Source organism: Desulfotomaculum sp., from assembly GCA_003513005.1.
In the GTDB taxonomy this organism is placed as follows: domain Bacteria; phylum Bacillota; class Desulfotomaculia; order Desulfotomaculales; family Nap2-2B; genus 46-80.
Genome location: DOTD01000044.1, coordinates 1 through 25200, shown reverse-complemented (window position 1 = coordinate 25200; position 25200 = coordinate 1). Strand labels below are relative to the sequence as shown.

Genomic DNA, 25200 nt, shown 5'->3' with positions numbered 1-25200 from the left:
CTCTGCCATTAAAATTTTGAAAAGTTGATTACAAATATCTTATAAAAACTTTTCATAATAAACCTTTAGGTGGTTTTACTGAATACGCGCCCGGCATATTCAAAGACGATTTTTCCTCCAACGATAGTTAGTACGGGAATGCCGGTAAGCGTTCTGCCGGCGAATGGTGTATTGCGCCCCTTGCTGACGAACCTTGCCGGGTCCACCTTTTCCGTCCGGGCGGGATCGATAACCGTAAGATCAGCATCCGCGCCCTCAGCCAGTACCCCTTTAGAAATACCCAGGATGCGTGCGGGATTTATCGTCATTTTTTCAACTGCATCGAGAGGAGAAAGAATTCCTGTATTGACAAGTTCCGTCCAAACAAGCCCTACGGCAGTTTCCAGCCCTGAAATCCCGAATGGAGCATTTTCATATTCCACTTCCTTCTTTTCCCGCGCATGCGGAGCATGGTCAGTGGCTATGACGTCAATTGTACCGTCGCGCAATCCCTGCCTGACTGCATCTAAATCCTCTTGCGTTCTTAAGGGAGGATTTACTTTAGTGTTGGTGTTATACCCGGTAACCTCCCGGTCAGTCAGTGTAAAATGGTGCGGTGTCGCCTCTGCAGTAACCTTCAGCCCCCAAGCCTTAGCCTGGCGGATTAACTGAACCGAACCCGCCGTGCTTACATGGGCTATATGCAGACGGCACCCTGTTTCTTTTGCCAGTATAAGATCACGGGCAATAATTACTTCCTCGGCTGCCGCAGGGATACCCTTCAAGCCCAGTAAAGTGGAATAATAACCTTCATGCATCGACCCCTGGGCCGACAGGCTGGTATCCTCACAATGAGCGATGACCGGCATATCGATCATCCTGGCGTACTGCATAGCTCTGAACATTATCACAGCATTGGAAACACACCTGCCGTCATCCGAAAAAGCAACTGCTCCCGCTTCTTTTAAACCAGCCATTTCGGCAAGCTCTTCGCCCTTACTGCCAACCGTGATGGCGCCAATCGGGAAAACATTAACTCTCCCCTCCTGGCGGGCTTTGTTTAAAATATAATTAATTACCGAACTGTTATCGGCAACCGGATTTGTATTGGGCATACAGGCTAAACTTGTGAAACCTCCCCTGGCTGCAGCCATTGTTCCGGCAGCAATTGTTTCACTGTCTTCAAAACCCGGTTCTCTTAAATGCGCATGAAGATCAATCAGGCCGGGCAGGACTAGTTTTCCGTCCGCATCTATAATAACCGCCCCGTCCGTTTCAAGGTTGTTGCCTAGTACAGCAATCTTTCCGTCTGCAATCAAAACATCCGCGCTGAATATCTTCTTTTGATCCGGACTGATTAGGGTCCCTCTTTTGATCAGCAGCTTCATTAAGCATCACCCCCTCCTGCAAGCAGGTATAAGACAGCCATCCTAACCGCCACCCCGTTGGTTACCTGTTCATTAATTACAGATTGAAGGCTGTCGGCGACTTCACCGGATATTTCTATTCCCCTGTTCATGGGACCCGGATGCATTACCAGAGCATCCCTTTTAGCCAGGGAAAGCCTTTCGCTGTTTAAGCCAAAAAGACGCGCATATTCCCTGAGGCTGGGAAACAGTCCGGCCTTCTGCCTTTCCAGTTGGATCCGGAGCATAATAATTACATCCGCATCCTTTATCGCTTCATCAATACTGCAGGAAACAGCGGCGCCTGTCCGTTCTACACCAACCGGCATCATGGTGGCGGGACCGCAGACCGATACACTGGCGCCCATTTTTAAAAATCCCCAGATGTCGGATCTCGCCACACGGCTGTGCAATATGTCCCCTACAATAACTATTTTCAGACCGTTAAGGACACCCTTCTTTTCCCTGACAGTAAACAGATCCAGAAGTCCCTGGGTCGGATGTTCATGAGCGCCGTCACCTGCGTTAACAACTGAGGCCTCTATCCATCCGGTCAGCAAATTTGCGGCGCCTGCCATCGGATGCCGGATAATCACGACGTCCGTACCCATGGCTTCTATAGTGCGGACTGTATCTTTCAGGCTCTCCCCCTTAACCACGCTGCTGGCCGATGAGGAAATGTTGATTACGTCAGCGTTTAAAAACTTGGCGGCCAGCTCAAAAGAGGTCCGTGTCCGCGTACTTGGTTCGTAAAACAGGTTGGTAATTGTACGTCCGCGCAAAGTCGGCACTTTTCTGACCGGACGGGAGACTATTTCCTTCATTGCAACCGCAGTATCAAGGATCAGTTCTATTTCATGCGCATCTATATGCTCAAGCCCGATCAGGTTTTTCTTTTGAACCATGGTCCTCTCCCAACCTTGCATCAGGGAGGTCAACTGCCTATGTGCTCATGTTCGCCTCTTATGCTTGTACGAACTCGTTCACCCTCGGGCTCGGTCAAACTCGGCGCATATGCCTCAAACAGTTCCCTCGCTTATCCTCGGGTTCACTCGTTCTTTGAATTAAGGCTCAAAATCGCACTTAAGGCATTGGCCTCCCTTGTATTGATAAATTTTCATCCTTCTAATGGGGCTGCTTTAAGCGGCATGTATGTCATCCCTCACCCAGGATGAAGACACCTTCCTGTCCGTCTATTTCCTGTAAACGCACGGCGACTATTTCTTTGCTGGATGTGGGAGTGCTTTTGCCTATGTAATCAGCGCGAATCGGCAGTTCACGGTGGCCGCGGTCAACAAGTACAGCCAGTTGGATTATATTCGGCCTGCCGAGATCCATTATTGCATCCATAGCAGCCCTGATTGTTCGTCCGGTATAGATGACGTCATCAACGAGGACAATTTTTTGATTCTTAACCGGAAACGGGACCTCCGTGCGGCGTAAAATAGGCTGATGGGCTAAAGTGGTCAAATCGTCCCTGTACAAGGTTATATCAAGTACTCCGACAGGGATTTCCTTATTTTCTATTTCCCTTATGTAACCGCTTAACCGGTTTGCCAGCGGAACCCCCCTGCGCTGGATACCTATTAAGGCTATTTTTTCTGTCCCTTTGTTTCTTTCAATTATTTCATGCGCAATCCTGACCAGAGCCCGCCGAATACCCTCTTTATCCAGAATCTGCGCTTTTTGACGCATCTTGTCCGACATGTTTTAAAACTCCCTTACAATTAAAAATGCCCGCTCATCTTCCGGCGAGCAGGCATAGCTTTAACCGCACACGTTTTATCTCCCTTGCCGGCCTCACCGGACCGTCTTAAAGGATTATAAGTTTTAAAAAGTTTATCAAAAACCGCCCTTTATGTCAATACCTTGCTTTCGAAACGTCCGATGGTTATTCAGAACTGGAGAGAAAGACAATGTTTTCCTTTTCTTTTTGCTCCAAACCACTGGACTTAGCTGGTTAGTTATACTAAAATATCATGTAAGTATTAAAATCCCCGGAGGTATTTCATGGCAACTGTAATACCCTTTAAAGGAATTCGTTATAGCACGGGTGCGGGAGCAATGAACCTCCTGATAACACCGCCTTACGATGTTATCAACGAAAAGAAACAGGAATATTTCTATCAACTGCATCCCAATAATATTATCCGCCTTGAATATGGAAAATCTTATTCTTCTGATACAGAGGAGGATAACCGGCATACCCGCGCAGCCGCGGTATTTTCCAGCTGGCTTAAAGAAGGTATTTTAAAGAAAGAAAATTCGCCTGCTATATATCTCTGCCAGGAAAGATTTAACCATGAAGGCCGCGAAAGAACCCGCAACAGTTTTATCTGCAGTGTTAAATTAGAACCTTACGAAAAAGGCATAATTATCCCGCACGAGGAAACGATACCGAAGCACAAGGCCGATCGGCTGTCATTAATGCAGGCCTGCCAGGCTAATTTCAGCCCTATTTTCGGTCTGTATGTCGATCCGGACAGGACTATAGAAAAAATAACCTGTGACCAGACGCAGCGAGATCCGGATATTAGCTTCACGGATGAAGATAACCATCACCACAGCTTATGGACCGTTACCGACAATGACGTCATCTCTCAGGTCCAGAGGTTTATGGCCGGCCAGCGCATTTTCATTGCCGATGGCCATCACCGTTATGAAACCGCTTTAGCTTACCGTGACTGGCGCAGGGAACAGGAGAAAGCGCCGCTTGAAGAGTACAGTTACGATTTTGTAATGATGAGCCTGGTCAATATAAATGATCCCGGGCTGGTCATACTCCCCACTCACCGTCTTGTCCGGAACAATATTGAATCTGAAAAGTTATTTGATCTGTTAAGTGATTATTTTGAGCTGGAAATCTTCCCCCTGGGCGAAGGCCATGAAAATTTAAATATTTTTATGAGCGCACTTAAAAGCAGGTTAAAACCGGATAAAATTTGCGAAACAACTCAGCACAGAAGTATAATAGGACTTTATACGGGGAATGGCGGTTTGTATCTGCTTACACTGAAGGAAGCAATCTCCCTGCCCTCTTATGCGCCCGCAGGTCATTCTCCGGTCTGGCAAAAGATGGATGTATCGCTCCTTCATTATTTTATATTTAAGAAATTGCTGGCTGTCGGGGAAGATAAGTGGACTGATGAAAACCATGTTCATTATAACAGGAATGAAGATGACCTGCTGTCCATAGTAGACGCTGGAAACTATCAGTTTGCTTTCTTTTTGAACCCTACTCTTATTGAAGAAATAACCTTTGTGGCTCTTAATGGTGAAAAGCTGCCTCAAAAATCAACCTATTTTTATCCCAAGATTATCACGGGCCTGGTAATCAATTTGTTATAGCCTTACCGGGTGATTCCGCCGCCGAACAGGCTGCCTTGAATATTTACAAAGGTGCTGGGGACCTCACCGACGATAATACTTTCGGCTAGTGGAACGCTTGTGGCGATCCCCGCTTCGGCGTACATGGATGGGATAACCACTTTTACCTTGGTTTTAAAATTTAACCAGATTTTATGACGTGTTTGATTTATTCCGGCAGGTTCGAATTTATCATCAACATTAACCTCTACCGTTCCTGCAGGAATTATGGTTACCCTTATTCTTGGCCCCAGAGAAGAAAAAAGGTAAAGACCCGTAATCTGTCCCAGTGGGACAGAAATAGTCTGGCCTTTTAAATTTTGAAGTGTGCGGTTGACAGTCAGGACAACGTCGGCAGCCATTTTGGTAACTCTTACAGTATTGGCTTGCATAAAGACAATCCGCCCCTGATCATCCTTCTGAACCTGGACAAAATCCTGATACTGAAGATTGTTATCCCAGACTTCCTCCTGAACTGTACGGTTGATGGCCTCTGTTGCCAGTTGGGTTGCTCTTATTTCGGCAATCTTGAGTATTGTTATGCGCATCAGATGATCAAACCAGAAAAAAACAACTATAAGAAGCACAAGGGGTAATAACCACTGTAGAAACAGTAGAAAAGGCCGCCGCCTCTTAAACAATGGTTTTCACCTCACTCCCGAAAACAAGCCGGAATGCCAGCAAGCGGGATGAAAATTCACCAATAGGATGAAAAGGCACATATTCAGTAAAGCTCTCCAAAATTGATAGGAAAAGCAGTCTTGATGCCAAAGTTTAAAGGGCGATAATGTCAATCAATCAAACAGCCACTATGTTATGTAATATATGATTTCATTTTCTAAAAATTAACTGGTTTGATAGATTTAAACTTTTAGTTTGCTAAATTTTCTTTTTCCGCATTGAACAATCATATTGTCCTGCGGAACAAGTAAATAAGCCGGTTCCTCAATCCTGATCCCGTTTATCTTAACGGCGCCCTGAGTTATCAGGCGCCTCCCCTCGCTCGTGCTTGCCGCCATCTCCAGCAGGACCATTAACCTTGGCAGCCAAATCGAACCATCCTGCAAAATATCTGCTTTTATCTCGTAGACGGGGATCTGATCAGGGAGTTCTCTTTGTTGGAATACTTTTTTAAATTCTTCCTCAGCCTGCTTTGCAGAATATTCATCATGATAGAAAGATACTATTTCATAGGCAAGTCTCATCTTGGCGTCTCTGGGGTGAAGTTTACCGCTCTTGAGATCAGCGGATATTTCGGACAACTCCTTTAATCCCAAGGGTGTTACCAACTCAAAGTAACGCATGATCAGTTCGTCGGGTATTGACATTGTTTTACCGTATATCTCACGGGGTATCTCATCAATCCCAATATAGTTGCCCAGGCTTTTGCTCATTTTCTGAACTCCGTCCAGACCTTCCAGAATAGGCATCATTAAGGCCACCTGAGGTTCCATCCCATATTCTTTTTGAAGAGTCCTCCCCATTAAAAGGTTAAATTTCTGGTCTGTTCCGCCTATTTCAATATCGGCTTTTAAAACCACAGAGTCATAACCCTGCATGAGAGGATAAAAAAACTCGTGGACGCCAACCGGCAGACCCTCTTTGAAGCGCCTGTTGAAGTCTTCCCGTTCAAGCATTCTGGCGATTGTATATTTTGCAGCCAGTTCAATTACCTCCTGGAAGGTTAAGGGCGACAGCCACTGACTGTTTAAAAAAAGCTTGGTTCGGGCAGGATCCAGAACTTTAAAGATTTGTTTTTCATATGTGCTTAAGTTAGCTTTTACCTCACTCTCGGTTAACTGCTGCCGGGTTTCAGACTTTCCTGTCGGATCGCCGATTCGCGCCGTAAAATCACCGAGGATAATCTTTATCTCATGTCCCAGTTCCTGAAATTGCCGCACTTTCTGAAGCACTACGGTATGACCGAGGTGAATATCCGGCGCCGTCGGATCTAAGCCCAATTTTACACACAGGGGTTTTCCCGTTTTAACTGAGCGTTCCAGTTTTTTAATCAGATCATCCTCCGGAATAATCTCCGCAGTACCCCTTCTAATTACCTCCATCTGTTCTTTGAAGCTTTGCAAAACCTTGCTTCCCCTTTCCAAAAAACATGTTGAGTCTTAATATTTGTATATTTGTGCTTAATTGTATTATTGATGAACAAAGCCAGTCAAGTTTTTTAAGAAGATCCTTTTATTAAAGCGCTTGCCAGAATTTTGTCAAAATTAATCATTAAGCAAAAGACAACAAATATGTTATAATGTTTTGAAGAATACGAGGAGGATAGAAATTGCCCAAGAAACGTAAAAAGCGGCTCAACCCCAAGCGGTTAGTCTTTCTTATTGTTTTAATAGCTTTTTTAGTTTCGCTTAGCGGCGGTCTTTTTCTTCTGACAACGAGTATCATGGATTTGCCCGCATTGGATGAAAACAAACTATACTCCAGCGCGGCAAGTTCCTACTATGATCAGGACGGCAATTTATTCGCCAGGATAGGTGAGGAAAACCGTGAAATAGTTAAAATCAAAGATATCCCCGTTTCCACTCAGGACGCGTTTATCGCAATCGAAGATGTGCGCTTTAAAAGCCATCATGGAGTTGATTTACGGGGAATTGCCCGTGCGCTCTGGCATGACTTAACAGGCGGCAATATGGAGCAGGGCGCGAGTACGATAACCCAGCAGTTGGTCAAACTTTCATTTTTAAACCCTGAGAAAAAAGTAAAAAGAAAAATCCAGGAAGCAATCCTTTCTTTAATGGTTGAGCGCCGCTATTCCAAGGGGGAAATCCTGGAAATGTATTTAAATAAAGTTTATTTCGGCAACGGGGCATACGGAATACAATCCGCAGCCCGCACGTACTTCAACAAAAATGTTGATCAATTAACCCTCTCACAGTCAGCTTTTCTTGCCGGCTTACTAAAAGCTCCCAATTATTATTCATTACCTGAAAAGGCAACTGCCAGGCGCGACGTTGTCCTGGACACCATGTTGAAGTACGGTTTTATTACCAAGGACCAGGCTGACGAAGCTGAAAAAGAATCTCTGAACATAGAAGAAGGTTTAAAAAAAAATCTTTACCCGTACCCCTACTTCATTGATTTTGTAACCAAACAGCTGATCGAAGACTTCGGCGAAGATACTGTTTATAAAGGCGGGTTGCAGGTATACACAACCATGGACAGGCAGGCGCAGCAGGCGGCTGAGACAGCCCTGGCCAGTTTGAAGAACTTCCCCGCTTCCTGGCGCGATTCGCAAAATATATTGCAGCCCGAAGGAGCGGCCGTGTTTATTGATCCTCAAACCGGCTACATCAGGGCATTGGTCGGCGGCCGTGAGCATACCCACCAACTGCAGTTTGACAGAGCAACAATGGCGCGCCGTCAGCCGGGATCCTCCTTTAAACCGATTATCAATTACGCCCCTGCCATAGAGATAAAAGGAATGGGACCCGCCTCGGTAATCGACGATATTCCGGTAAGCTACGGCTCATACACACCGCATAACTATGACGGCGTTTACCTTGGCTTGATTACTATGCGAACAGCGGTTACACGCTCGATAAACATTCCCGCTGTGAAAACACTTGTCGATCATGTCGGAATTTCCAACGCAGTAAATTTTGCCAAAGGTCTGGGTATTACTGTAGATCCTAATAATGGCGCGAGTATGGCCCTTGGCGGGCTGCACAAAGGAGTAACACCCCTGCAAATGGCCACCGCTTACGCCGCATTTGCCAATGGCGGTTTTTATATTGAGCCGACAGCTATCCTGAAAGTAGAAGACCAGGAAGGTAAAGTCTTAAAAGAGTATAAATCAGACCCCCAACTGGCCATGAAACCCACAACCGCCTTTTTAATTACCAGCATGCTCAAGGACGTTGTAGATCATGGCACGGGAACAAATGCACGTTTAAACCGGCCGGCGGCTGGAAAAACGGGAACAACCGACGAGGGCAAGGATCTCTGGTTTGTCGGGTATACACCCAGCCTGGCCGGAGCGGTCTGGATTGGCTACGACTCTAACAAGCCAATGCCCCAGGAATTTGGCGGGCGTTACCCGGCGCTTATCTGGAGGCAAATTATGCAGGAGGCCTTAAAAAATATTCCCGCAACCGGCTTTCGTCAGCCTGCGGGAATAGTAACAGCCACCGTCGATAATAAATCAGGCCTTTTACCCGGTCCCAATACACCATCAGAGGATATGACAACAGATCTTTTTGTCAATGGGACCGTTCCTACTGAAGTGGACAACACACATGTCCTTGTGGAGATATGCGCTCAAACAGGCTTGCTGGCCAGTGAATACTGTCCGGACAGAATAGCCAAGATTATGATTAAGTTGCCCTACTCAATTCCGGATCAAGTTGCGGATAAAGTTGCTGACCACCTGATACGGGCGCCGGAGAAGGTCTGTACTGAACACAGGCCGGGATTGGAAACCCCGTCTATACAACCTGGGTTTGAGCAGGATCCGCCTTTTTTATTTGATCAATAACCGGCTTCTTTAAAAGGCTACCTGGTTATGTCCCCGGCAGTTTTGCCGACACCTTTTAGAATTTGCAAACTCAAAGAACACCCTCGTTGAAATTATCAAAAGACATTAAACTTCCGTCTTCAGATATTTCGTAAATCTGGACGCCTTCTTTGCATAAACGGTATTCAACGCAACAATCCCAGCAGTAATACTGTTCTACACCAACCTTACCGCTCGCCCTGCCTCCGCAAACCGGACAGTTCACTATAAACAGACCTCCTATAAAAAAACGATCCTTTCGGCTTGATTATACCCGTCAGGATCGAAAATATACGCGGTAAAGTACTATATAAATCTTTCAACAGCTTCCCGCAGTTGTCGCGCAAATCCCGTTTTAAGCAGTTCCGGCACGTTGCCGATGGCTTCTTCAAGATGAGCGTCATAATCCAAAGAACCGAGGAAAGGAACTTCTAAGTCCTCCAATTTGTTCCTTAAAGATTCGCTTTCTTTTCTTTTCATGTTCTCCAGTATGCCGATAATTTTCATATCCAGTTCCTTAAGCACCTGAAGCTCTTTTTTCATGACGTCCAGGGCAACTTTGGAAGGTGCGGCGACAAGCAGGTATTTCATCCTTTTAATCAGCCTGATCGCGTCAAGGGCGGGATCTCCAAGACCGGGCGGCATATCCACAAACAGGTAATCAAGCATGCCCCATTGCGTTATGGCCAGCAGTTCTGTAATAGCATTGGATACCTCGCTTCCGCGTAAAGCCCAGGGGGAGCCGGCTGTAAAAGAAGTAATCGACATAAAATTAATCCCGTTCACCTTCGGAGGTACAATGCCTTTTTCTTCCTCCGGGTATATATTGTCAGTTCCCAGGATGATATGGGCGCAGGGCCCGCAAAAATCAAGATCCAGCAGGCCGACCCTGCGCCCGTTTTCTGCAAGAATAAGGGCTGAAGCAGCGGCAACAATACTTTTACCGATACCGCCCTTCCCTCCCGATACGGCAATAATATTTTCTACCTTTTCCAACCTTCTGTCGATAACGCTTAATCTTGGATCCATACTCTGGTTACAGCACCCCTTCGATAGACTGAATCCAAACGCCTCTGCCTTTTACTATTTCAAAATCAGGTGTTCCGCATCCGGGGCAGCGCATAAAGACATGGGCGGTCTCAGGAATAAAATGGATTGCCTCATTCTCGTCTTCCTTTAAATGAGATAAATCCCGAAACTCCCATTCTTTCCCGCACACCTTGCATTTCAATGTGCTTGACTCAACCTCCAGATCAATAACATCCGCATCCAAAGACAGGTCGTCATAAATCTCTTTTATGTTTTCCAGGGCAAATTTAAAAATATCCAGATCAATCTGCTGCAGTTCTCCAATTTTGACCTGAACTTTCGTAATTTGTTTGATATTTTGTTTTTCAGCTTCTTGATGGGCTGCCACGATTACAGCCTCAGCAAGCGCCCACTCATGCATGCTTATCACAACCCAACAATTCTGATATTTCTTTTTTCACAGCCCTGAACAGTTTGGGCAAAGCCTTCTGCACCGGGGCAGACAGGCTGCAGCTTATAGTTATCTCTTTAGGCTGTATTCCAAAAATAATTGTTGGCGGCAACTTGTTCAGCTCTTTTGCCGCCAACAATACTTCCGGTAAATATGTTTCGTGCAAAGAGAGTTTATTACGCATAGTATCTGTCTTTGCACTTAAAAATAATTCTTCTGCTGTTAAACGGAAAATAGTTCCCGGTTCAAGACGAGCTTCCATGCAATCAATTATAATTGCAAAATCAGCGTCCTCCAGAAGGAATAACAGGTCGAAACCGGCGGCGCCGCCGTCTATAATCTCAACCCTGGGATCTAAATTTTCTTTGGACAGTTCATCTACAGCGTGTACGCCCACTCCTTCATCGCCCTGCAGAAAATTTCCAATCCCGATTACAACGAGCTTTTTTCCGTTTTCAGGCATTTTCTAGTTCCTTTAAATGATAAATCTCTTTGCCTCACAATCCCCTTTTATTTCCAGGACATGCACCGCACAGGCAATGCAGGGGTCAAAGGCGCGGACAACCCGGACCAGTTCGATCGGATTCTCCGGATCTTTTACCGGACAGCCTACTAAAGCTTCTTCAATCGGGCCCCTTTGTCCATTGTCATCACGCGGTCCGCCGTTCCAGGTAGTCGGAACAATCGCCTGGTAGTTATCAATTTTATAATCTTTAATTGTAATCCAGTGTCCAAGGGCGCCGCGCGGAGCTTCGTGAAGACCCATACCGGAGCCCTCTTTGGGAATATCAAAAGGCGCGAAGGCCGGCTGGCCCGGTACAAGCTGCTCAAGCCACGCAGGTATGGCATGGGCAATAGCGGAAGTTTCCAGGGCACGCGCAGCATGCCTGCCCAGAACTGAAAAGGCTTTCTCCTCACCCAGTGCGACAACGTCTTTATGCTGGTTAGCCCAAAGCCTGGCCAGCGGCCCGACTTCGTGCGGCAGTCCATCGTACCTCGGGGCCTTCAGCCATGAATAGCCGCTTTCCTTCCTTGGTTCAGGAACCGTGGCGCCGGTGCCCGGATATCTTCCCGTTGTGCTGTCATTATACCAGGAATACTTTACATGTTCCGTTATCTTTTTTGCGTCGACTGAACCAAACTGACCTTTTGTATAGCGGGCTCGTTTTAAGAACATCTTCTGCCCGTCAGGATCAGCCTTATCGCTTTCTTTGAACAAACCATAGCAAAGCATGTTTGAGCAACCTTTGCCAATACTGAACCATTCATCGGCATATACGTTAGCTACTGCGAGAACATCCGGTACATAAACGTTGTCTATGAAAGAAGTCATCTCGGCGAGATATTGTTTATACAGGGCAATCTTTTCAGCTGTTACGTTTTCGGTAACACCGCCTGCCGTAAAAACTGTTACATGAGGCATCTTAGCGCCGAAAATAGCGCCCATCTCATGGGCTTTCTTGCGAATAGTCAGCGCTTGAATGTAATGTCCTACAGCCATATCATTAACCGGCTTCGGCAAACGGTAATCACCTTTGAAACGTGGTATAAACGGCGCTGTATCCGGACCAAGAACATAATCCAGTGCAGCCAGGTGGTAAAAATGTAAAATATGCGACTGTATATAGTTTGCGCCCTGGATTAGATTACGAAGAATCCGTCCGTTGGTGGGCGGCTGGACGCCGAAAGCGTCATCAAGACAGAACATGGATGCTGTTCCATGAGCGATAGGGCAGACACCGCAGATACGCTGCATTATGTGACAGGCGTCGCGGGGATCACGGCCTTTTAATATTATCTCAAGACCTCTGAATAATGTGCCGCTTGACCTGGCGTCAGTTACTTTGCCGTGTTCAACATCAACTTCTATTTTAAGATGTCCTTCGATCCTGGTTACCGGATCAATAATAACCTTTTGGGCCACTTTATTTTTTCACCTCCTGTCATTCTGTTTCAGGCTTACTTTTTCTGGAAGCACTAAAGTCATAATCCGTTTGCCCCGGCACAACCGGGTTATAAGATACTTTTTCTTTGTTCGTCACCGGGAACAAACCATAAAATGGCTCCGTCTCATCCGGGAAAAGCGGCTCAGAGCATGCCTGGCAGGGAGCGCCCGCTTTGATACACCAGTTGACGTTGTTGTTCCAGCCCCTCTTGTTGCAGTCGGCCATAGCCCAGAAACCCTTGCAGCCCAGCATGGCAAGGCAGCCTTCTTCACCCGGGTAATTGGCAAATTGCCCCTTGTCGAAATATTGACGGCGCCAACACTCTTCGTGAATAGGTTTCGGATAAAACATTTTCGGCCGCCCGAGCCTGTCCAGTTCCGGAACCTGGTTTGTGGTCAGGACGTAAACCACAGTGCCCAGAAAATGTTCGGGAGGCATGGGGCAGCATGAAATATTGATTACAGGTTTTTTAGTAACAACTTTATTAACGGCTACGCATCCGGTAGGATTCGGAGCGGCTCCCGGAATACCTCCGAAAGCGGCGCAGTTGCCTGCCGCTATTACGGCTATCGCGGCATTTCCAAGTATGTTTACAGCCTGAAGCATTGTCAATTCAATATTTTTATTTTCCGCGATTGTACAATAAATTCCGTTATCCTTAGTCGGAATCGCTCCCTCAATGACAAGGAAGAACCTGTCTTTGTAATTGCGCGCTACTTCCTCTAAAAGTTCACCACAGAGGTGTCCGGAAGCGGCCATTAAATTGGGGTGATACTTTAAACTGATCACATCCAGCAGTACTGTTTCTATCGGGGGGTCAACACTGTTCAGTAAAGAGATAGAACAACCGGTGCAGCTCGCGCCCTGCAGCCAGATCACAACAGGCTTTTCGTCGGCTGCAAAAGCAAGCTGATTTCCAAAATCTGGCCCTAATACGCTTAAGAGGTAGGCGCCCATGGTAGAACTCATACATAGTTTGACAAATTCACGTCTGGTCAGTCCCAATTTCTCTCCTCCTTTGCTTAAGATTTTTGAACATTTTATAATTAATAATAAAACCTTCTAGAAAGGCTTTGCAAGAAAAACACACGAAAAGGCAGCTGCCTTTTCGGTTCTTCCTTAAACTATTGAAGCCCGCAAACGCTTTTTTAGAAAATTAACCATCATAGGCCCGGTTATCTCTCTAATCCCGCGTTTAACAAACCTCATCATACTATTCAGTTGTTAAGGGTTAAAGGAGGTTTTACTAAAACTGCCATATGTATGACAGTAACGGCCTAAAGAAACCTTGACTTTCGTATCACTTTCCATAATGGAAGGTGAACCAGTTCCAAGGTATACCCACTCGCCTGATAACCGTGGCTTACTGCTCCAGTTTATCAAGCCCGGGAATAATATAGCAGCGGCTAAACTTTATATCACTTTCCTCATAGTGCCTGTGCCGACTATGTGTTTGTGAACAATGCCATAAATCTATCGAAAATTGACATAATAATACTTGCTTTAAAAAATAGATTCTGGAAAGATTAAAAAACTGCCATGCCCGAAAGAAGACATGTCAGTTAAAAGCCACAAAAAGACTTTAAACTTACACATATTCCCCTTTCCATAACGGGAGGCATACCTGTTTCCGGATATACCCAGCGGCCTGAAGACCATAGCTATTGCCGCAGGTAATCAGGCTCGGAGAACTAACGTATTATAATCTAAGTAAGATAATCTAAGTAAGATAATTATACAAGATAATTATACATTTCCGGATAAAATCCTGCTAATTTGAAAAATAAATTACACATAACAGCTAACAAAATATATTTAAGGACATTCATTAGCAGGAATTTGTCGTAAGTTAGCGAAGTTATTTTATGAGAATAGGGGGAGAAAAAAACATGAACAGCAATATAACACCGCAGGTACTTGTTGACTTCTATAGCAAATTATCCCAGCTATTACTTCCTGAGGAAAGTATTATTTTTGCCCCGCCCGGGCCCCAAATGATCAGTTACGGACAGGAAAACAAAATCCCGCTCCTGAATATCTGCTCACCACAGGTGAATGCCAGTTACTTCTTTATTCTTTTAGAAAAGGTTAGTGAAATCATTATTGACCATTATCCGTACCTGAAAAATGAATGCCGGCAGATATTATCGGCTCTTCCTGTAGAAATATCTGAGAGGGAATTGTTTGTCGACAATGTATTCAAGCCCGGGGTAAACTTGCTTGCTCTTCTCAAAAATGATGTCTCGTCTGAAACATTTGGTTTTTTGATAACTCATACGGTTAAACCTCTAATGCGGCAGTTTGGAAAGATAGCTTCGCCGGTATATGACCTTGAAGAATGGATGAAAGGTTCATGCCCTGTTTGTGGAGGCCGGCCCAGTTTATCTTTGTTAGAAAAGGAGGTCGGCAGAAGGTATTTATATTGCGGATTATGCGAAGTTAAATGGCGTTTTCAACGCATTGGCTGTCCTTACTGCGCAAATCCGGAATCGCAATTTTTAAGAGCCGAAGGAGAAGAAAAATACCGCATTTATTATTGTGAAAATTGTTCCGGGTATATAAAAACAATTGACGAGAGAAAAATGGAAGGCACAGCGGACCTCTTTTGGGAAGACATTAATACGGTCTATTTGGATATTCTGGCTTTACGCGAAGGCTATATAAATATTCAACCTGAGCTGCCATTATCTGACTTGAAGCAAAACGAAACCGGCTAGCAGGAATATTTTCTGCTGCGCAGAATAGTAAGCATTAAAGTTATTGATATTGAAATTACTGAAAGGAAGGTAAACAAAAATGCCGCATATTGGAGCCCCTGAACTAATTTTGGTAGTCGCTCTCGCCCTGATTATTTTCGGCCCCGGCAAATTACCCGAGGTTGGGAAGGCAATCGGTAAAACTATTAAGGAATTCAGACGTTCCTCAAAGGAAGTAATCGAAGAAAATCTGGAAGCAGTCGCTGACAAAGAAGGTTCTCAGGCGGTCAAGGCGACAAAAGGTTAATCATTCAAAGGGAAAGTGGTTGATTTGGCCGAAAAGCATGGTGAAATGCCTGTTATGGAACACCTGGAGGAGCTCCGCCGGGTAATCATAGTTTCTCTCGTAGCAACGACTGTACTGGCTGTGGCTGCTTATTTTTTCAGTGACCGGATTTTGGCCTTTCTTCTTGACCCCCTGACTAAACTGGGCCACCGGGTTATCTTTACAGGCGTTACGGAAGCTTTTTTTGTAAAAATTAAAGTATCTTTTTTTGCCGGTTTCCTGGCTGCCCTGCCGATTATCCTCTGGCAGATCTGGAGCTTTATCATGCCGGCCTTAAGGAAACATGAGAAAGTTTATTTTACCTTAAGCGTCCTGGTATCTTTTATCTGTTTTTGGGGCGGTGTAGTCTTTGGATTCTTTGGAGTATACCGCTACGGCATAATGTTTCTTCTGCGTTTTGCCGGTCCTTCATTGTTGCCGATGCTGACAATCGACAAATATATTTCTTTTACAATTACTTTTTTGCTGCCTTTCGGGATTATCTTTGAGATGCCCCTGGTAGCCTTTTTCCTGGCCAAACTGGAACTGATCAGTTACAAGTTATTAGCCAGGAACAGGCGTTATGCCTTCCTGGCAATTATTGTTATTGCTGCTGTAATTACCCCGACACCGGATATGATAACCTGTTTGCTGGTCAGCGGGCCCCTTTATTTTCTTTATGAAGTGAGCATCTGGATCGTCCGCCTGGTCGAAAGGGGCATCGCCCGGAGGAAACGTGCCGAAGAGTTGGATGAGCTTACTGGCGCACAATCTGCCGCCAGTTGATTGTTAATTTAAATAAGCAGTCAGCATTACGAGTAGACTAAAAAGTAAACCGCAATAATTTTTCTTTTGCGTTAAAGCCGAAAGATTGCTGACGACTAATGCAGAAAAATCATTAAGGAGGAATGCTTATATCATAAAAAGCTTTTAAGAAATCTTGGTTAAAGGAGGTTTAATGATTAAATAAAATGAAAAAAGATCTTAGCCGTCGTGATTTTTTAAAGTATCTAGGAATAGGCACAGCCGGTACAGCTTTGTTTGAAGGAGCGGCAGCCGTCCCGGCTATTGCAAGCGGCGGGGAACATCCCAGTTTTGATGTTCCCCCTTCAAAAATAAAAAGAGCCAAAGAAACACCGACCATCTGCGCCTATTGCGGCTGCGGATGCGGTATCATTATTTATTCGGAAGACAATCAGATAACCCATATCGAAGGCGATCCGGATCATCCTATCAATCTTGGTTCCTTATGCCCCAAGGGAGCTGGTATTTCGGACACCCACACTGTCGTAGAAAAAATCGATAAACGTGTTCCCAATAAGAACCGGGTAACGGAAGTGCTTTACCGGGCGCCGGGAAGCAGTGATTGGGAGGTAAAAGATTGGGATTGGGCCTTTTCGGAAATCGCCAAGAGGGTTAAAAAAACCCGTGATGCAAGCTTTAAATTTAAAGATGATAAAGGGGTTACAATCAACTGTACTGAAACCATCGCCCATCTGGGCAGCGCTTCTTTAGACAACGAAGAGAATTATCTGCTCCATAAAATACACCGTGCGCTTGGGGTAATTAACCTGGACCATCACGCCCGTCTGTGACACTCCTCAACAGTGGCCGGTCTGGCCAACTCTTTCGGCAGAGGCGTGATGACGAATCATTTCATTGATTACAGAAACGCTGACGCCTTTTTAATCATCGGCGCCAACGTCGCTGAAAACCACCCCCAATCGATGCGCTGGATAGGCATGGCAAAATCAAAGGGAGCAAAGGTCATCGTCGTTGACCCAAGGTATACGAAAACCGCTTCCAAGGCGGATATCCATGTGCGTATACGTCCGGGGACAGACATAGCTTTCCTCAACGGCATGATGAACTATGTTATTGAAAACAACCTTTTCTTCTACGACTATGTTTTAAATTATACCAACGCTTCCTGCCTGGTCAGCCCTGACTATGCTTATGAAGAAGGGCTTTTCTCGGGAGCGGAGGTTAAAGACGGTAAATTTACTTATGACAGCAAAAAATGGGACTATCAGAAAGACGGAGACGAGATCAAAAAAGACCCGACTTTGCAGGACCCTAGGTGTGTATTCCAGATTTTGAAGCAGCATATGTCCCGTTATGACTTAAACACGGTCAGCCAAATAACCGGCGCTCCGGAAAGCCTTCTGCGTGAAGCATACGACGCATATGGCGCCACCGGAAAACGGGATAAGGCAGGCAATTTGATCTATGCCATGGGGATTACCCAGCACAGCTACGGCGGCCAGAATGTCCGGGGGACGGCCATGGTCCAGCTGCTGCTCGGCAATATAGGAATCGCCGGGGGCGGGGTAAACGCACAGCGCGGCGAATCAAACGTGCAGGGTTCAACAGATATGGCCATGTTATATCACTATATACCCGGCTATCTTAACTGCCCCGTTGCGCCCAAACATCCCACTCTTGAAGAGTATATAAAAGTAGAAACACCAAAGACAAGCTACTGGTCCAATAAGCCCAAGTTTTTGATCAGCATGCTGAAAGCCTGGTACGGCGAGGAAGCCGCCAAAGAAAATGATTTCCGCTACGACTGGCTGCCCAAATTAGACGGCAAAGACCATTCACACATGGCTATCTTCGAAAAAATGGACGAAGGAGTAATCAAGGGCTTTTTTGCCTGGGGACAGAACCCTGCTGTAGGCGGGCCGCTTGCTTCGGCCGGACGTAAGGCCATGGAGAAGCTGGACTGGATGGTTTCCGTTGATCTGTTCCCGACAGAAACGGCAACTTTCTGGAAACGCCCCGGTGTAAACCCCGCCGACATTAAAACGGAAGTCTTTATGCTGCCGGCAGCTATGTCTTTCGAAAAAGAAGGTACGGTATCAAACAGCGGACGATGGATCCAGTTCCGCTGGAAGGCTGTCGACCCTCCCGGCGAAGCTGAAAGCGACCTCTGGATCGCCGATCGTCTTTTTAAAGCAATCCGTAATGAATACAAGTCCGGAGGTGTTTTTACAGATCCGATTATGAAAATGGTCTGGAATTATGACACCGCCGGAATGGATGAGCCCGATCTCGACAAAATTGGCAAAGAAATAAACGGATATACCATAGCTGACGGAGTTACTCTGGACTCGTTTGCCAAATTAACTGATGACGGCGCTACCGCCTGCGGAGTATGGATTTTTGCCGGTTATTGGTTCGAAGACCCCGATGCCAAAGTACCTGCCTGCAAAAGAAGAATTGATACGGATAAAAGCGGCCTGGGGCTTTATCCTAAGTGGTCCTTTGCCTGGCCTTTAAATCGGCGCATCGTTTATAACCGCTGTTCATGCGACCCGGCAGGCCAGCCCTGGGATCCGAAAAGAATGCTGGTTCAATGGGACGGCGCTAAGTGGGTAACCAACGATGTGCCTGATTTCGGCGCCAAGGACGCGAAAACTAAAGAGCCGGTACCGCCGGAGAAAACCGCCAAGGCGCCGTTCATCATGGTCCCTGAAGGCGTTGGAAAACTGTTCTCTTCAGGAATGAAGGATGGTCCTTTAACCGTGCATTATGAGCCGGTGGAAAGCCCTGTCAAGAACCTGATCAGCAAACAGCAAAGCAATCCTTTAGCTACCAAACGCAAGGGGAACTTCAGCAAGTTGGCCGAAACAGGCAGTAAGGAATTCCCCTACATTGCTACAACACACCGGTTGATCGAACATTATCAGAGCGGCGCCGTGACCAGAAACAGCCCCTGGCTGGTAGAACTGATGCCTGAAATGTTTGCCACTATCTCTCCGCAACTGTCTAAACAGCTCGGCATCAACGCGGGTGATACTGTTGTTGTAAGCAGCGCCCGAGGTGAAATCGAATGCAAGGCCAATGTCCTGCCTATTATACAACCAATGAAAGTAAACGGCGGCATAGTTGAGATTATTGGTCTTCCCTGGCACTGGGGTTATGCTGGTCTGGCTCCCGGAGCCACAGCTAACGATTTAACACCCTGTGTCGGCGATCCAAATACAAATATCCCGGAATATAAAGCCTTCCTCTGCAATATAAAAAAGAAGGCATAATGGAGGTGTAAAAATGCCCAAAGGTGTCCTAGTGGATGTTTCCCGCTGCATTGGCTGCAGAAGCTGTCAGGTCGCCTGCAAATCATGGAATGATTTGCCCGCCACGCCGACTGGTTTTAATAACAATTGGGATAATCCCCCGGATTTAACTGCCACCAATTGGACGCGGGTAGGCTACCACCTGATTGAAAAAGAGGGCCAGTTAAAATGGCGGTTCGTCAAGACTCAGTGCATGCATTGCGACGAGCCGGCCTGTGAATCAGCATGTTTTACCCATTCTTTTGTGAAGACAAAAGAAGGCGCGGTAATTTACAAGCCAACCGAACTAAACCAGGATTACTGCGTCGGCTGCCGCTACTGCATGATCGCCTGTCCGTTTTCAGTGCCGAAGTTTGAATGGGACAAAGCATTTCCCTTTGTCCGCAAGTGCCGGTTCTGTTACGACCGTATGAAGGAAGGGGATAAGCCCGCCTGTGTGACGACATGCCCGACCGGCGCCCTGCAATTTGGAGAAAGAGAAGAAATACTTGCCGAGGCTCATCAAAGAATTGACAGTAACCCCAACTACATTAAACATGTTTATGGAGAAAAAGAATACGGGGGCACTTCCTGGATGTATATCTCCGACGTTCCCTTTGAGGAACTTGGCTTTAAAACAAATGTTTCCGAAAAACCGATTCCTCTATATTCATGGGATATCCTCAAGTGGACTCCCTGGATTTTTGTGGGCTGGGGAGCAATCCTGACTGCATTATATACTTATAACAAAAGACGGGCCGAAGTTCATCATGAGGAAGAAATGTATGCGCCTGTCCAAGACGAGGAATAAGGAGGTGCTCGTTTAGGTGAATTATAAAATCTGGCGTTTTGGAAAGTGGACATTCCGGCTCACAACCACAAGATATATTTTAATGGCTTTAGTGGCAATTATGGTTGTTGCGGCAATCTTCCGTTTTGTCCTCGGACTTGGCGCGGTAACTAATTTAAATGACGACTGGCCGTGGGGATTGTGGATCGGCTTTGATTTGCTCTGCGGAATCGCACTAGCCGGCGGCGGCTTCAGCACTGCGCTGATCGTCCATGTCCTGCACAGAGAAAAATATGCGCCGATTGCCCGCGCAGCGCTTGTAACCTCCATGCTGGGCTACATAATCGCCCTGGTCAGCCTTCTGTTTGACATCGGAAGGTGGCATAACTGCTGGCGCCCCTTCTTTTACTGGGGATACCATTCTGTTTTGTTCGAAGTATTCTGGTGCATTGCTTTATACACGCTAGTTCAAGTCCTTGAGTTCGGAGATATTTTCTTTGAAAGGGTAAGGTCCCGTCCTCTGAAAGGCATCCTCGAAAAAGCAATGCCCTTTTTGCTGATTTTAGGAATTATCCTGCCTACCCTGCATCAATCGTCGCTGGGTTCGCTCTTCGTGGTAGCGGTAGACAAGCTTAATCCCTTATGGTGGTCAATGATTATCCCGTTCTTCTTTGTCTGGTCAGCCTTTTTCCTTGGGCCGGCAATGGTTACCTTTGAAGGCTCACTGGCTGCGAGGGCATACGGGAGACAGCCTGAAACAGAGGTTTACCAGAGCCTTGTGAAGGTTACAATGTGGATGATGATCGTTTACCTGATTGTAAAGATAATTGATCTAAACACCCGCGGCGTTTTCTCCCTTGCCTTCAACGGATCTTTCGAAAGCAACATGTTCCTTCTCGAAATGATCGGCGGGATAATCATACCGATTATAATGTACGCGATTCCCTCCATCAGAAAATCTCAGCAGGGAGTTGCCGTAGCATCGTTTTTGGTGGTCGCCGGTGTGGTCTTTAACCGTGCCAATGTCAACTTTACCGGCATGGCCCAGGCCGCAGGCGGAAGCTATTTCCCGGGCATCTGGGAATGGCTGATTACTCTTGGTTTCTGGAGCTTCCTGGTCCTGGCTTACTGCTTCATAGCTGAGAACTTTGGCATTCTTCCCAAGGAAGAACACACAGTATCTCACGCAGCGGGAGCACAAAAGAGTATAGCCGGTTAGTCTTTCGCAAAAGCAATAAAAAAAGCAGGACGCCTAAAAAAGGCGTCCTGCTTTTTTTATTAATTCTTTATTAATTTTCTATGGTTCGGCTCTTTTAATTGACTTCCTTAACTGTTAATATATCCTTTTTAACTTCTTCTTTTATTCCATTTGTAACCTCTGCAACCTCTTCTTTTATTCCATCTGTGACTTCTGTAACTTCGCTAAAACTTGAAACCGTAGCCCTGCGAAACTCATTCAGTGTCTTGCCCAGGGACCTCCCGACTTCAGGAAGTTTTCGCGGTCCGAAAATAATCAAAGCCAGCACCAAAATTAAGATAAGTTCAGGCATGCCCAGGCTGTTAAACATAAAACCACCCCTTATGTCATTTTCCGAAAGAACAAACAAATCATATCTAACATGATATAGTTCGTTGCAGAAGGCCAAAATTCCTGCATCCGCTAAATTATTTCAGCAACGGCTTTCAGTGCTTCTTTAACAGGGGCAAATCCTGTCCTGTGGATTGGCGCCGGGCCCAGGGAAGATAATATCTTCAGATGCGCAGGGGTTGGGTAACCTTTATTTTTGTTAAAGCCATATTCCGGATAAATTTGGTGGTAAACCTGCATGAGGTGGTCACGGGTGACCTTTGCCAGTATTGACGCCGCCGCTATAGAAGCGCTTGACCCGTCACCGCCGACAAGAACCTGCTGGGGAATCTGCAACTCTTTAATATATGTCCTGCCGTCTATAAGTATATAATCAGGAACAGCGTCAAGGCCTTCAACCGCCCTTTTCATAGCCAGGACAGACGCCCAATGGATATTTATCCACTTTATTTCACATACCGTCGCCAAACTCACCGACCAGGCTACGGCAGCCTTTTTAATCTGAACAGCAAGCGTTTCTCTTTTTGCTGCGGGAACTTTTTTTGAATCGTCCAGCCCGTACAGCTTGATCCGCTCCGGCAGGATAACCGCCGCAGCGACTACAGGGCCTGCCAAAGGGCCGCGGCCGGCCTCGTCGACACCGGCTATAAAAGAATAGCCTTTAAACCTGAGTTCCCTTTCATAACTGAGCAGGCTGTCCGGTTTTTCCTGAAGCCCGGCTGGTTCTTTCTTTTTCATTTGGCGTCTCCAGTGTAATCCGGCCTAATTTCCCTTCTTTGAATTCCTTTAAAATATGATCTGCGGTCCTTAGCCCGTCAACATTGCCACCGGCAGTTAAAAAACCCCTTTTTTTTCCGATGAGTTCGGCAAGTTGTTCAGTCCCCGGATAAACTTCATCAATTCCAAAATGCCCTTTTATTAAATCAGGTTTGTTGCAAACGAACCATTCAAGCAGCCATTGGGACACTTCCCCGGGATCAAAAACCTCTTTTTTTATTGCGCCTGTGGCAGCCAGTTTCATAGCCTGGTCTCTGTCCTCAAGTTTTGGCCATAAGATTCCCGGCATATCAAGCATTTCCAGCTTGTCACTAATGGAAATCCATTGCGGGCCCCGTGTAACACCGGGATACTGGCCGGTACGGGCCGGCTTGCTCCCTGCCATTTTATTGATAAACATAGATTTTCCGACATTCGGAATGCCTACTACCATACATCTCGGCAATGTGCGCCTGAGGGATTTTCTTTTTGATAACAATTTTTTTTCTAATATTGAACTCAGGGAACTGATGACGGCTTTCATACCGCGCCCGCTGATCAGATCGACCGGCATTGCTTCTATGCCATTTGCCTCAAACCACTTAATCCATGTTTTTGTATGCTGAGCGTCAGCCAAATCGGCCTTGCTCAGCAGAACATAAACAATCTTATCACCAAGGCGGGATGTTATGGAGGGATTATTACTGCTGGCGGGTATCCGTGCATCCAGCATTACAAAAACTGCATCCACAAGTTTGAGGTTCTTTTGGAGATCTTTCTTTGCCCTGGCCATATGGCCGGGGAACCAATTAATATTTGTATCACTCATTTTAGATATTATAAAAGCCTGGCCCTGTTAAAAGGCCAGTAGATCAATACTGCTTTACCGATGACATTTTCTTTTGGTAACGCTCCCCAAACCCTGCTGTCCTCGCTGTTTGGGCGATTGTCGCCAAGCATGAGATAACATCCGTTAGGAACTGTGACAGGTCCAAAATCATAAAAACTTAAATCCTCGGGCAGGTATTTTTCAGGGGTTTCCTTACCATTTATATAAAGGCGGTTGTTTTTCAGCGTTACCTGTTCACCTTCAAAGCCAATCAACCTTTTAATATAGTCTTTCCGAGGATCGCGGGGGTATTTAAAAACTATAATATCCCCACGCTGGGGTTCGCCAAGACGGTATGCAATCTTACTGACGATTATTCTATCCCCTACTAAAAGAGCAGGTTCCATTGATTGTGAAGGTATAAAGAAAGGCGCCAGTAAAAACAACCTGATTATTGTAGCCAGAATAACGGCAATTATTATAGATTCAAGTATCTCGGGGATCACAGGTTTTTTAGATCCCTCTGCAGAACCCTGGCCGGCAGGCTTGTCTTTTTTCTTATCCATTACATAACCCTTCCATTTGAAGATAAAAAAAGGACTGTCCCGCAGTCCCCTTTTGAACTAACTAGTTTTTCTCCCGTATGCGGGCATTTTTACCTGTAAGACCCCTTAAGTAATACAATCTCGCCCGCCTTACGAAACCCCTTCGAATAACTTCGATTTTTTCAATTTTAGGAGAATGAAGAGGAAACGTTCTTTCGACCCCTACTCCATATGAAACCCGGCGCACGGTAAAAGTTTCTCCCAAACCCATACCCCGGCGTCTGATAACAACTCCTTCAAAAATCTGGATTCGTTCCCTGCTGCCCTCAATTACCCTGACATGAACTTTTACTGTATTCCCCGGTTTAAAACCGGGCACCTCTTTTTTTATCTGCTCCTGTTCAAAAGATTGCAGAAGATTCACCTTTAGTTAGCCCACCTTTCCCAGGTCTGTCTCTTTTTTGTGCCTTCAAAATAACAACGAATTATTATAACACAAGGTTTTATCACCCTGCAAGCAATAATTCCCTTGTGTGGCAAAAGAAAAACTAAACCATTGTTACTATTCACAGTCCTATTTAATTTCCATTCATGACATAGAATGTTCTTTATCAAATAAATAACATCACCTATTCAATAGAGAAAAGGATAAAAGCGCGGAAAACGCAACATCAAAAGAAATAAATGCCGCGCTTTTTTTGATTAAAATTTTTTAAAAAAGCAGGAATCCAACCATCCGATGTCGAATATTGCATTATGAAAATCGCGGTGGAAGGAAATTCGTATGGAATATCGGACAAGGCCTGAAATAACAGAAGATAAGGTTGAACAGATCAGGGGCATCATCGCCGAAAATCCTGAATGGAACCGAACAAGGATATCGCAGCACATATGCCGGTTATGGGGATGGCAGAATCCCAACG

General features: G+C 45.8%; 23 protein-coding genes and 1 riboswitch. Of the genes, 8 read left to right on the top strand and 15 right to left on the bottom strand.

From position 1 onward, the window contains the following. Positions 1-65: 65 nt before the first annotated feature. The 3 genes from DEH07_05385 to DEH07_05375 all read right to left on the bottom strand — a co-directional run bounded on the left by DEH07_05385 (position 66) and on the right by DEH07_05375 (position 3092). A complete protein-coding gene (locus DEH07_05385) occupies positions 66-1367 on the bottom strand; it encodes a dihydroorotase (protein ID HBY03971.1) in 1302 nt (433 codons plus the stop codon). Beyond that, positions 1367-2290 (bottom strand): aspartate carbamoyltransferase, encoded by a 924-nt coding sequence (locus DEH07_05380; protein HBY03970.1) that lies wholly within the window; start codon positions 2288-2290, stop codon positions 1367-1369. Before DEH07_05380 ends, DEH07_05385 begins: the two co-directional genes overlap by 1 nt. 250 nt (positions 2291-2540) lie before the next feature. Then, a complete protein-coding gene (locus tag DEH07_05375; protein ID HBY03969.1) occupies positions 2541-3092 on the bottom strand; it encodes a bifunctional pyr operon transcriptional regulator/uracil phosphoribosyltransferase PyrR in 552 nt (183 codons plus the stop codon). A gap of 303 nt (positions 3093-3395) precedes the next feature. Between DEH07_05375 and DEH07_05370 the strand changes: the two genes are divergently transcribed. After that, positions 3396-4733 (top strand): DUF1015 domain-containing protein, encoded by a 1338-nt coding sequence (locus DEH07_05370; protein ID HBY03968.1) that lies wholly within the window; start codon positions 3396-3398, stop codon positions 4731-4733. A 2-nt stretch (positions 4734-4735) separates the two neighbouring features. Here the strand turns inward: DEH07_05370 and yunB are convergent, their stop codons facing one another. Together yunB and DEH07_05360 are read right to left on the bottom strand one after the other, a co-directional pair. Then, a complete protein-coding gene (yunB, locus tag DEH07_05365; protein HBY03967.1) occupies positions 4736-5392 on the bottom strand; it encodes a sporulation protein YunB in 657 nt (218 codons plus the stop codon). Between the two features lie 222 nt (positions 5393-5614). Continuing rightward, positions 5615-6835: a tyrosine--tRNA ligase gene (locus DEH07_05360; GenBank protein ID HBY03966.1), complete on the bottom strand. Its 1221-nt coding sequence runs from the start codon at positions 6833-6835 to the stop codon at positions 5615-5617. Positions 6836-7041: 206 nt separating this feature from the next. Between DEH07_05360 and DEH07_05355 the strand changes: the two genes are divergently transcribed. Continuing rightward, positions 7042-9246, top strand: a complete 2205-nt coding sequence (locus DEH07_05355; GenBank protein HBY03965.1) for a penicillin-binding protein 1A — start codon at positions 7042-7044, stop codon at positions 9244-9246. A 324-nt stretch (positions 9247-9570) separates the two neighbouring features. Here the strand turns inward: DEH07_05355 and DEH07_05350 are convergent, their stop codons facing one another. Genes DEH07_05350 through DEH07_05330 form a run of 5 tightly spaced genes read right to left on the bottom strand, consistent with a single transcriptional unit; the run spans position 9571 to position 13695 of the window. Next, positions 9571-10293 carry an ATP-binding protein gene (locus DEH07_05350; protein ID HBY03964.1) on the bottom strand — a complete coding sequence of 241 codons (723 nt, stop codon included), beginning with the start codon at positions 10291-10293 and terminating at the stop codon, positions 9571-9573. 7 nt (positions 10294-10300) lie between these two features. Further along, on the bottom strand, positions 10301-10714 hold the full coding sequence (hypA, locus tag DEH07_05345) for a hydrogenase nickel insertion protein HypA (protein ID HBY03963.1): 414 nt from the start codon (positions 10712-10714) through the stop codon (positions 10301-10303). Next, the gene (locus DEH07_05340) at positions 10707-11207 is read right to left on the bottom strand and encodes a Ni,Fe-hydrogenase maturation factor (protein ID HBY03962.1); all 501 of its coding nucleotides are present in this window, start codon (positions 11205-11207) and stop codon (positions 10707-10709) included. Before DEH07_05340 ends, hypA begins: the two co-directional genes overlap by 8 nt. A 12-nt stretch (positions 11208-11219) precedes the next feature. Continuing rightward, positions 11220-12668 carry a nickel-dependent hydrogenase large subunit gene (locus tag DEH07_05335; protein HBY03961.1) on the bottom strand — a complete coding sequence of 483 codons (1449 nt, stop codon included), beginning with the start codon at positions 12666-12668 and terminating at the stop codon, positions 11220-11222. A gap of 19 nt (positions 12669-12687) precedes the next feature. Further along, a complete protein-coding gene (locus DEH07_05330) occupies positions 12688-13695 on the bottom strand; it encodes an iron hydrogenase (GenBank protein ID HBY03960.1) in 1008 nt (335 codons plus the stop codon). A gap of 578 nt (positions 13696-14273) precedes the next feature. Beyond that, a riboswitch (molybdenum cofactor riboswitch) is annotated at positions 14274-14391 on the bottom strand. 164 nt (positions 14392-14555) lie between these two features. Here DEH07_05330 and DEH07_05325 point away from each other — a divergent pair. From DEH07_05325 to DEH07_05300, 6 genes are all read left to right on the top strand, one after another. After that, the gene (locus tag DEH07_05325; protein ID HBY03959.1) at positions 14556-15407 is read left to right on the top strand and encodes a hypothetical protein; all 852 of its coding nucleotides are present in this window, start codon (positions 14556-14558) and stop codon (positions 15405-15407) included. A gap of 79 nt (positions 15408-15486) precedes the next feature. Beyond that, complete coding sequence (locus DEH07_05320) at positions 15487-15693, top strand: twin-arginine translocase TatA/TatE family subunit (protein HBY03958.1); 207 nt, start codon at positions 15487-15489, stop codon at positions 15691-15693. Positions 15694-15738: 45 nt separating this feature from the next. Further along, positions 15739-16497 (top strand): twin-arginine translocase subunit TatC, encoded by a 759-nt coding sequence (gene tatC, locus DEH07_05315; protein HBY03957.1) that lies wholly within the window; start codon positions 15739-15741, stop codon positions 16495-16497. Positions 16498-16682: 185 nt separating this feature from the next. Beyond that, positions 16683-19751, top strand: coding sequence for a formate dehydrogenase-N subunit alpha (gene fdnG / locus DEH07_05310; protein HBY03956.1), 3069 nt, complete (start codon positions 16683-16685; stop codon positions 19749-19751). Between the two features lie 13 nt (positions 19752-19764). Continuing rightward, positions 19765-20580: a (4Fe-4S)-binding protein gene (locus DEH07_05305; protein HBY03955.1), complete on the top strand. Its 816-nt coding sequence runs from the start codon at positions 19765-19767 to the stop codon at positions 20578-20580. A 28-nt stretch (positions 20581-20608) separates the two neighbouring features. After that, the gene (locus tag DEH07_05300) at positions 20609-21778 is read left to right on the top strand and encodes a Ni/Fe-hydrogenase cytochrome b subunit (protein HBY03954.1); all 1170 of its coding nucleotides are present in this window, start codon (positions 20609-20611) and stop codon (positions 21776-21778) included. A 94-nt stretch (positions 21779-21872) separates the two neighbouring features. Here DEH07_05300 and DEH07_05295 read toward each other — a convergent pair whose 3' ends face one another. From DEH07_05295 to DEH07_05275, 5 genes are all read right to left on the bottom strand, one after another. Next, positions 21873-22127, bottom strand: coding sequence for a twin-arginine translocase TatA/TatE family subunit (locus DEH07_05295; protein HBY03953.1), 255 nt, complete (start codon positions 22125-22127; stop codon positions 21873-21875). Positions 22128-22219: 92 nt separating this feature from the next. Further along, positions 22220-22885: a ribonuclease HII gene (locus DEH07_05290; protein HBY03952.1), complete on the bottom strand. Its 666-nt coding sequence runs from the start codon at positions 22883-22885 to the stop codon at positions 22220-22222. Then, on the bottom strand, positions 22827-23732 hold the full coding sequence (gene ylqF / locus DEH07_05285; GenBank protein HBY03951.1) for a ribosome biogenesis GTPase YlqF: 906 nt from the start codon (positions 23730-23732) through the stop codon (positions 22827-22829). The genes DEH07_05290 and ylqF overlap by 59 nt, the downstream gene beginning before the upstream one ends. Positions 23733-23740: 8 nt before the next feature. Next, positions 23741-24298 carry a signal peptidase I gene (gene lepB, locus DEH07_05280; GenBank protein HBY03950.1) on the bottom strand — a complete coding sequence of 186 codons (558 nt, stop codon included), beginning with the start codon at positions 24296-24298 and terminating at the stop codon, positions 23741-23743. Between the two features lie 61 nt (positions 24299-24359). Further along, positions 24360-24701: a 50S ribosomal protein L19 gene (locus DEH07_05275; protein ID HBY03949.1), complete on the bottom strand. Its 342-nt coding sequence runs from the start codon at positions 24699-24701 to the stop codon at positions 24360-24362. Between the last annotated feature and the right edge of the window lie 499 nt (positions 24702-25200).

Bases quoted from the DNA above. Each gene is read 5' to 3' on its own strand.
- DEH07_05295 (HBY03953.1), bottom strand. From the start codon at position 22,127: ATGTTTAACAGCCTGGGCATGCCTGAACTTATCTTAATTTTGGTGCTG.
- lepB (HBY03950.1), bottom strand. From the start codon at position 24,298: ATGGATAAGAAAAAAGACAAGCCTGCCGGCCAGGGTTCTGCAGAGGGA.
- DEH07_05380 (HBY03970.1), bottom strand. From the start codon at position 2,290: ATGGTTCAAAAGAAAAACCTGATCGGGCTTGAGCATATAGATGCGCAT.
- DEH07_05305 (HBY03955.1), top strand. From the start codon at position 19,765: ATGCCCAAAGGTGTCCTAGTGGATGTTTCCCGCTGCATTGGCTGCAGA.
- DEH07_05350 (HBY03964.1), bottom strand. From the start codon at position 10,293: ATGGATCCAAGATTAAGCGTTATCGACAGAAGGTTGGAAAAGGTAGAA.
- DEH07_05340 (HBY03962.1), bottom strand. From the start codon at position 11,207: ATGCCTGAAAACGGAAAAAAGCTCGTTGTAATCGGGATTGGAAATTTT.
- DEH07_05320 (HBY03958.1), top strand. From the start codon at position 15,487: ATGCCGCATATTGGAGCCCCTGAACTAATTTTGGTAGTCGCTCTCGCC.
- ylqF (HBY03951.1), bottom strand. From the start codon at position 23,732: ATGAGTGATACAAATATTAATTGGTTCCCCGGCCATATGGCCAGGGCA.
- DEH07_05370 (HBY03968.1), top strand. From the start codon at position 3,396: ATGGCAACTGTAATACCCTTTAAAGGAATTCGTTATAGCACGGGTGCG.
- DEH07_05385 (HBY03971.1), bottom strand. From the start codon at position 1,367: ATGAAGCTGCTGATCAAAAGAGGGACCCTAATCAGTCCGGATCAAAAG.
- hypA (HBY03963.1), bottom strand. From the start codon at position 10,714: ATGCATGAGTGGGCGCTTGCTGAGGCTGTAATCGTGGCAGCCCATCAA.
- DEH07_05290 (HBY03952.1), bottom strand. From the start codon at position 22,885: ATGAAAAAGAAAGAACCAGCCGGGCTTCAGGAAAAACCGGACAGCCTG.
- DEH07_05375 (HBY03969.1), bottom strand. From the start codon at position 3,092: ATGTCGGACAAGATGCGTCAAAAAGCGCAGATTCTGGATAAAGAGGGT.
- tatC (HBY03957.1), top strand. From the start codon at position 15,739: ATGCCTGTTATGGAACACCTGGAGGAGCTCCGCCGGGTAATCATAGTT.
- DEH07_05325 (HBY03959.1), top strand. From the start codon at position 14,556: ATGAGAATAGGGGGAGAAAAAAACATGAACAGCAATATAACACCGCAG.